At 69.1% G+C, this 635-nt stretch carries 1 protein-coding gene; it reads left to right on the top strand.

The genetic code is table 11. The annotated features are described in order from the left end of the window. A partial coding sequence (locus AC27KI_RS26715; protein WP_487116918.1) for a branched-chain amino acid ABC transporter permease occupies positions 1–635 on the top strand: 635 nt, incomplete at both ends.

Below are 635 nucleotides of genomic sequence, written 5' to 3'. Positions count from 1 at the left end.
GCGCGCTGGGCGCGGCGCTGGTGGGCTGGGTGGCCATCCGCCAGCGCGGCACCTACTTCGTGATGCTGACGCTCGCGTTCGCGCAGATGTTCTATTTCCTGGCCTATTCCCTGCCCAGCCTCACGGGCGGGGACAACGGCCTGATGGACATTCCGCGCCCCTCGCTGGCCGTGGGCGGGTTCACGCTGTGGCCACTGCAGTCGCCCTGGCAGTACTACGGCTTCGTGGCGGTGGTGTTCCTGCTGGCCTTCTGGCTGCTGCAGAAGGTGTCGGCGTCGATCTTCGGGCGCACGCTGCTGGCCGTGCGCGACAACGAGGAGCGCGCGGGCGCCATCGGCTACAACCTGCGGCTGCTCAAGCTGCAGGCGTTCGTGATCTCGGGCGCGGTGACGGGCCTGGCCGGCGCGCTGCACGCCATGATGACCGGCATCGCCCCGCTGGCGAGCGCCGAGTACCACACGAGCGAGATGATCCTGGTGATGACGGTAATCGGCGGCACCGGCAACCTGCTGGCCTCGCTGCTGGGATCGGCCTTCTACCTCATCGTGGGCGACTGGCTCTCCACCTTGTGGCCGCGCTGGCTGCTGCTGCTGGGCGTGGTGCTGATGGCGGTGAGCCTGGGCATGCAGCGCGGC

Source organism: Acidovorax sp. KPB24-03, from assembly GCF_057546605.1.
The sequence above is the reverse complement of the archived record's forward strand: the minus strand, read 5'-3'. Positions and strand labels throughout refer to the sequence as shown.